This is a genomic window from Microcystis sp. M53598_WE2, from assembly GCF_030067735.1.
Classification (GTDB): Bacteria; Cyanobacteriota; Cyanobacteriia; order Cyanobacteriales; family Microcystaceae; genus Microcystis; species Microcystis aeruginosa.
The window spans coordinates 1-2,211 of record NZ_JASJFE010000834.1 but is presented as its reverse complement, the minus strand read 5'-3'; the positions used below and the strand labels follow the sequence as shown (position 1 = coordinate 2,211).

Sequence of the window (2,211 nt, the reverse complement as noted above, 5' to 3'; positions counted from 1 at the left end):
GTCATAAAATCTCGCCCAAATTGCCGTTTCTCGGTCAATAGTCCCCTCCCAAGTTCCCAACCAATAGCCTAAGGTTTCGCACCATAACCAGCCGCGCTCGTTTCGTTCTAAAGAATGGTAGCGTTGGTCTGCTCCTAAATGCCATCCTTGTAAAGAATTGGCATCAAAAGGATCGTAGATGAAATAATCTGGCGTGCGGAAGGTTCGCTCATAAATGGCTTTTTTTCGCACTTTATCGGTTCTCGCGGTACTAGGAGAGGTTAATTCCACGATAACGTCAGGATAACGTCCCTCTTCTTCCCAAATTACCCAACCCTGTCGCTCTCTGCTGCCATCGACATTGAGGACAGCGAAGAAATCAGGCCCGCGAAAATCGCGATTTTTCGCCTGTTCGCGGCTGAAATAAATAAACATATTGCCACCCGTGTAGAAGTCGTCTCGCTCACCGTAACCTTCCTGTAGGGAGCGAATCAGCACATTCATGGCAATGCGGTGTCGGTTGCTTTCCAAGGGTTCACCATCATCAAAAATTAAGTCTGTGGGGGGTGGGGGGGGTTCCCAGAAGTCCTCGAAATCTTCTTCTATCAGTGCCGGAGAGGTGGCAGTTTCGTCGCTTTTGGCAATCGTCATTTTTTCGGCCTCTCTAGGTGGGAGTATCCATGTTTTTGACTCTCGATCGATTCTATGATAACTTCATTGCCAACTTGATCATCTTTGCTCAAAAATATTGATGAATAAGCAAAAATTTTTTAACTCGCCGCAGTCTTATTAGCAGCGTTTGCGCCGAAGTGCCGGGGCCTGAGATAATCAGATAGCTATTATCTCAAAAACTATCACCATGACGATCGATCCGCAACAACTCATCGAACTAGCTCTCAAATCGGGAGCGGTGGCAGCCGAAGTTTATCAATCTTCCTCCCTTTCCCATCCCGTTTTTTTTGAGGCTAATCGTCTCAAACAGTTAGAAAGTTCCGAATCCGTGGGAACTGCCTTGAGATTATGGCGCGAGGGTTGTCCGGGGTTAGCGGTGGGTTATGGTGATGTGGAACCGGAAATTTTAGTAGAAACGGCGTTAAATTTATCCTATCTCAATGCCCCAGAAGAAATCGAATTTTCGGCACCACGACAGGCAATTTATGACCCGATTGGGCAAGATGTGGCGGTAGAATCTTTAATCGAGATGGGTAATCAAATGATTGGCCATATTCGCCAAGTTTATCCTGAGGTTATTTGTAGTGGTGAATGGGAATGTGAACGGGAAATCACCCGTTTAGTTAATTCTCAGGGTTTATATTGTCAATATACCGATACAGCTTTGAGTTATTATCTGGGGATTGAATGGGTACGGGGGGAGGATTTTCTAGCGGTTTATGATGGAGAATATACTCGCAGTACTCCTCATCCCGAAACGGTAATTAAACAGTTATTGCAGCGACTACAATGGGCAGCCAATAATGTGGATAGTCCCACGGGGAAATTACCAATTTTATTGACCGCTAATGCAGTTACCCTGTTATGGGGTACGGTGGCGATGGCTTTAAATGGGAAACAGATCTTAGAAAAGTCTTCGCCCTGGAGTGATAAAATCGGTCAATTGGTGATGTCAGAAAAGTTGACTTTATCCCAACAACCCCAGCGAGAACCCTATAGTTGTCCCTTTGATGATGAGGGAACTCCCACTAAATTTTTATCTTTAATTGAGGGAGGTAGAGTTAAGGAATTCTATAGCGATCTTACCACGGCAAGATTATTAAAAACTCCTCCGACGGGAAACGGTTTTCGTCCTAGTTTAGGCGTTTATCCTCTGCCAGATTTGGTTAATTTAATCGTTGCACCGGGAGAGGGAACTTTAGAGGATTTAATCTCGCAAATAGACGAAGGCCTAGTTATCGACCAAATTTTAGGTCATGGGGCGGATATTTCGGGCGATTTTTCTGTCAATATCGATCTGGGTTATCGCATAGAAAAGGGCAAAATCACCGGACGAGTTAAAGATACAATGGTGACGGGAAATGTTTATACAGCTTTGCAGAATTTAATCGCTCTGGGGGCCGATAATCAATGGAATGGCTCCTGTTATACTCCCTCGCTAATCGTTGATAGTTTATCGGTGGTGGGTTAAATCAGTTATCAGTTATCAGTTATCAGTTATCAGTTATCAGTTATCAGTTCACTGAGATTAACTCAGCCTACTTTTTGGGGTTAATTTTT

Annotated in this window: 2 protein-coding genes; one reads left to right on the top strand and one right to left on the bottom strand. The window is 44.3% G+C overall.

The features are described from left to right. Positions 1-630, bottom strand: a 630-nt coding sequence (locus tag PX636_RS16900; protein ID WP_288117959.1) for a Uma2 family endonuclease, incomplete at its 3' end; no start/stop codon positions are given. A gap of 208 nt (positions 631-838) precedes the next feature. On the opposite strand from PX636_RS16900, the gene PX636_RS16895 reads away from it, so the two are divergent. Beyond that, the gene (locus PX636_RS16895; RefSeq protein ID WP_012267149.1) at positions 839-2,122 is read left to right on the top strand and encodes a TldD/PmbA family protein; all 1,284 of its coding nucleotides are present in this window, start codon (positions 839-841) and stop codon (positions 2,120-2,122) included. The last annotated feature ends 89 nt before the right edge of the window (positions 2,123-2,211 follow it).